Source organism: Bacillus sp. BSL6 (genome assembly GCF_052928345.1).
Genome location: NZ_JAVGCW010000024.1, coordinates 1 through 5,042, shown reverse-complemented (window position 1 = coordinate 5,042; position 5,042 = coordinate 1). Strand labels below are relative to the sequence as shown.

Genomic DNA, 5,042 nt, shown 5'->3' with positions numbered 1-5,042 from the left:
ATAAAAATACATATTTAAAAAAGAATTATTTATAGTTGGATGTATTGTAGTTGCTATGAGTTTACTAAAATAGAACTTCCTATATCGGTAATTATGTAAATAAGCTGTCCATATGGACAGCTTATTTTATGTTTTTGCTTAGCGTGGTTTTTTTCTACAATGCTGGCGGTACCCCTATCCTTGTCTTTTTTATCAAAATCACTTTATCTATATTCTCATTTCATCAAAACAAAGCTTCTTCATTTTTTGTTACCTCAATAAGAAATGGTACCACTAACATAACTAAAATAGAGTAGATAATTAATAAAGAAACAGATATTATCGTTGAAATTTGTAGGGCGATCAAAATTACAAATAAGATAGGGAGAAGTGCTACTAAGAGAAATATCCTCTTTTTAGATTTAGGAGTAAAAAATAATTTATGATGGCATTGTGGGCATTGTAAAGGGTCTTTTTTTACAATCATCGTTTGCTTAAATGTCTGTGGCCAAGAAAGTTTATAATTACAATTAATACATTTTGGTAACTTCATTACAGTTCACCTCCTTACAATTATTTACAGAATATTGTAAAGGTATATTTTACAACTTAAAAGATTTAATGTTTGTTTTTTCTCCTTGTTTTTGGGTGTGAGTGCGAAGGCTGGGGTGAAGCGAAGCGAGGGGCTAGCCCCTTAAAATGCGTAAATATATATTGAGAAAGACAAATATTAGGAACGGAAAAGCTGGCGGTTCGGCGGGTATAATTGCTAGTCCAAGTCGAGCAACCTAAGTCCTCGTTTTTGGTCTGTTCGGCTTGGCGATATACCAACCCCCGGCGAATTTCGGAATGCAAGGAGAAAGGAGGAAGATTTTTTGAGTGGGGTTCTCAAAAAATACTCTCCGTTCCTTGTATGGAGAAAAGCCCTTATATAGAGAGTGAGAAGAGAGAGAGTTTTAAAAGTGGTATAAAGCATTGATAATACTGGTTTTTTTAGACTTTTTATGTGTGGCGTTTTTGCCACACATTCGTGGCGTTTTTGCCACACATAAAAAGAGTCAAAAAAAAGAATCGACTAATGTCAATTCTTAAATAATTTATTAGGTAATTGTTTTAATATAGGCATTTTCATAGCTTTAAAAAAGATAATTTGTAAATGCTCTGGAACATTATCCTTATCACCTGCAAAAATAACATGTGGATTCACAAACAAAGAATAAGCTTTTGCATTACTTCCTTCGATACCACTTTCAGCTTTTGCTAATATTCCTTTTTTCACTAATGCATTAACCAATTTACTGGTTCTATCTCTTGGTCTCTCAAGTTCCTTAGCAAGTTCTGAAATATTCATAGGTACAACATTCTTAGCTTTAACATCAAAAACAATAGAATTACTGTAAAAAGAAATATAAGGAGCAATATCTATTAAAAATCCTTTTTCGCTCAAAGTTAAATATTCTTGCTTACTTAAAAACTTCATGTTTTCTTGCATAATTTGAGCAAACCTCACTTTCGATTGAGGACTCTTTTTAGTACCTATGTAAATCTCTTTACCACCAGTAGCTTTACTTAACACCTTTAAAGCTTCATCTACTGCGTCTTGATCTATCCCATGATGTTCTTCTTCAAATTGTTTTTGCTCAATCTCTAAATCTCGTTTTCTTGCTTTTTCTTCAGCTTGTCCAAAGTTAATAATATTTTTTGTCATGTGTTGTTGCTCCTCTCATTTTGTGAGCACCAACATAAATACCAAAAATCATAATTATGGTATTACCCTAATAATAAAATTATGATAATCTATAAACAGACATTGATTTTTAGGTATTTTTGTTGAATACCCTTTGAAACGAGCCATGTTGGAGCATGGCTCGTTTTTATTTTATCACACATATAATCCCAAGAAATGGTCAAACAAAATTTAGAGAAACTTTTACTCACTTTGTTAAAAACGCTCCATGTCATGTCTCCGTTGTTTATGCTTCAGTTCCTTCTTGTGTTCACTCTCAAATTGATTATCTACACCATTCATATCCAGTTCATTCTTAACAAGTCCTCTAAACGCCTTAAAATGCTCTCCAAGGACTTTTTTCGTGTTGTGGTATAAAACCTTTATGTTTTCCTTTAAATCTCTTATATGGGCTTTTAACGAGCTTATTTCCTTACGTAATTTTCGATTCTCATCTTCCAAATCTGTATTTTTGTTAATAGCTTCAACCAAACCATCTGCTAAACTATCAACTTTACCTTGTAATTCTTTATTTTCTCGAACTAAATCTGTACGCTGCAAACGCTCATAATCTTTTTTCACTGAATATCCAGCATTAATTATTCCTTGCACTCTTTTTAATTCTTTAGTTCCAACAATCCAATTCTCTGTTGGTTTTTCTACTGTTTCTTTTTTAAATAAACCTTTATGAACAACCTCTGTTTTCTTCTCTCTCTCAGCTTTAATCTTGATTTCTCCTGGTAATCGTTCACTCATTTCTAACAATTTATTTTTCTTATTTGCCAAATCTTTTTCTAACTGCTGAATTTCTCTTTGTAAATCTTTTCTCTCTTTGTATTCACGAACATCTTTATAATCATTTGTGCCAACAATTTTTCGTTCAATACTACGCTCTTTTAACATTTCGCCTAACAAATTAACCTCTTTTTCTCGCCAATCATCAAAAGGACGAGTTTTATCTAAAGTTGGATCTTGTTGTGTAATCGCTCGGTCAAATGATACTTGCTTTTCAAGTCCACGTTTATATCCGCTTGCTACTGGAACAAAATTCAAATGCATGTGTGGGCTCGCTTCATCATTGTGAATGACTGCGTTATAAATTTTTAAATTTGGATTTCGTTTTTCAAATCCCGATAACCATTCTTCTAAAATTTCGTTAGCCCTTTCAAAATCTTGTTTACTAGAAAAATCATCTTTATCTCCAACTTGAATAATCATTTCTTGCTGAAGCGATGTTTTTTTACTGGACTGAATGTGTTTGTAATAGTCATCAATTTTTCGGTCGTTACGTTTTTGTTTGGCGTTATAGTTCTCCAACACTTCTCCAAATTCTTCTCGATATAATTCCTTTAAATCTTTCTGAACAAGATATTTATTTTCGTCAGAACGTGAATAATCAATATGCGAATTCCGCTCTTTTTCCTTCTCGCTCATTGTCCTGTTATTGTGTTTGATATTGGTTTTGTTCGTTGCCTTTTTCAAAGAAACTGACATGCTCATGACGAATCAACTCCTTGCTCCCACTATACCAGAAGCTTTGTTACTTTGGCAAAGTAACCTTTTCTGTATTATGACATTTCGCTACGCTTCATGTACACAATGAAAAGGCTCTGCGAGGCTATGTCGGCCTCCGCCGATCCATGCCGAGGCATGGTAAACAAAGACCTCGGACTTTGTCCGAACCTACAAGGGGAACTCTTCCCCTTGACCCCCTTAATCGAACTCCCCAACCCCTCAATCCTTGAGGGGCTCCCTCGCCGGTTGGCAGGCCAAAACGATAAACGTTTTGACAATCCAAGAGGGTCGCATAGTGAGTGTGTCAACTCCTTATCCTCCCGTTCCCTTGCGGGTCCGGTCCGGTACCGTTGACACACACCATGCAAGATTTTATGCAAAAAAAATATAGCGGGGATCCCTAGAATCCCCGCTATATCAACCATGTATAAAATTATGTATAAGAGATAGATAGACATGCAGACAAGAAACATTGTAAACACACAGATTCTATCAAACAATTTGCTACCGATAATGATGCGTTATGTTAACTGTACTTGTATACAATATACAAAACAAAAATACTTTTTTAGATGCAAACACATATAAGATATCTAAAGTTATAGATGAACAAAATGTACTATTGAAGAATATATAAAATATATATCAAATATATATCAAATATAGTACAAGCCTATTCATTACATCCTTAGTAAAAATAAAATTTTATGGCTTTTGGAGGAAAACATATGCCCAAAAAAGTTCTCTTGTTTACAGATTTGGGAATTGATGATGTGTTTGCTATTCTGTACACCTTTTTTCGTAAGGATATCCAACTTGTGGGAATTGTAGCGGATTATGGAAATGTATCGAGAGAGAATGCTATAAAAAATATTAACTATTTGAAGTATATTTCGGGAAGAAAAGAGATACCCGTATTTCTCGGTGCTTCTGTACCTTTAACAGGTATATTGGTTCAATATTTTCCTGAAGTACATGGAAAAGTAGGACTAGGACCTATCATTCCACCTGAAATCCCTTATCCAATTTATCCCATAAATGATATTTACAAAATTATAAACTCAAATTTAGACGATCTTACAATTATCAATTTGGGAAGACTTTCCTCATTGGCTACGTCATTTATTTTGAATTTAGAAGCAATGCGGAATGTGAAAGAATACATTTGCATGGGTGGAGCCTTTTTTTACCCCGGAAACGTGACTGCTGTGGCTGAAGCTAACTTTTACGCAGACCCTTATGCAGCAAACTTAATTCTGCAGCATGCGAAGAATTTGACAATTATTCCATTAAACGTTACCCAACACGCGATTGTTACACCTGAAATGGTTCAACAAATTGATGCATTTCACCGGAATACACAAGACCTTGCAGGACTCATCATCAAACCTATGTTAGACTACTACTATAATTTCTACTCTAAATCGAATCCTGGCATAGGAGGAAGCCCTATGCATGATTTTGTAACAATATGGTATTTGTTGAATCCAGATGCAGTTCGTCTGTCAAAAGTGCCCATCAAAGTAATTCCCGATCAAGGAGAAGGATTTGGTCAAAGTATCGCAGACTTTCGTTTTGTGACAAATCCAGGTTATAAAACACATAATATCGCTTTTCAGTTCAATTATGAAAGATTTAAGAGAGATATTATGGAAACATTTTTAAGGAAAAGACTATAGCATATCCTAAGTAAAGATAAAAATACATATTTAAAAAAGAATTATTTATAGTTGGATGTATTGTAGTTGCTATGAGTTTACTAAAATAGAACTTCCTATATCGGTAATTATGTAAATAAGCTGTCCATATGGACAGCTTATTT

Annotated in this window: 4 protein-coding genes; 1 reads left to right on the top strand and 3 read right to left on the bottom strand. The window is 34.0% G+C overall.

Annotated features, from left to right (window positions below; genetic code table 11):
- Positions 1 to 223 precede the first annotated feature (223 nt).
- The 3 genes from RCJ96_RS27300 to RCJ96_RS27290 form a co-directional block, all read right to left on the bottom strand.
- The gene (locus RCJ96_RS27300; protein WP_048557823.1) at positions 224 to 532 is read right to left on the bottom strand and encodes a TIGR04104 family putative zinc finger protein; all 309 of its coding nucleotides are present in this window, start codon (positions 530 to 532) and stop codon (positions 224 to 226) included.
- A 528-nt stretch (positions 533 to 1,060) separates the two neighbouring features.
- The gene (locus tag RCJ96_RS27295) at positions 1,061 to 1,687 is read right to left on the bottom strand and encodes a MarR family transcriptional regulator (protein WP_076872293.1); all 627 of its coding nucleotides are present in this window, start codon (positions 1,685 to 1,687) and stop codon (positions 1,061 to 1,063) included.
- Between the two features lie 234 nt (positions 1,688 to 1,921).
- Positions 1,922 to 3,205, bottom strand: a complete 1,284-nt coding sequence (locus tag RCJ96_RS27290) for a plasmid recombination protein (RefSeq protein WP_076872292.1) — start codon at positions 3,203 to 3,205, stop codon at positions 1,922 to 1,924.
- A 743-nt stretch (positions 3,206 to 3,948) separates the two neighbouring features.
- Between RCJ96_RS27290 and RCJ96_RS27285 the strand changes: the two genes are divergently transcribed.
- Positions 3,949 to 4,899 carry a nucleoside hydrolase gene (locus RCJ96_RS27285; RefSeq protein ID WP_001125083.1) on the top strand — a complete coding sequence of 317 codons (951 nt, stop codon included), beginning with the start codon at positions 3,949 to 3,951 and terminating at the stop codon, positions 4,897 to 4,899.
- The last annotated feature ends 143 nt before the right edge of the window (positions 4,900 to 5,042 follow it).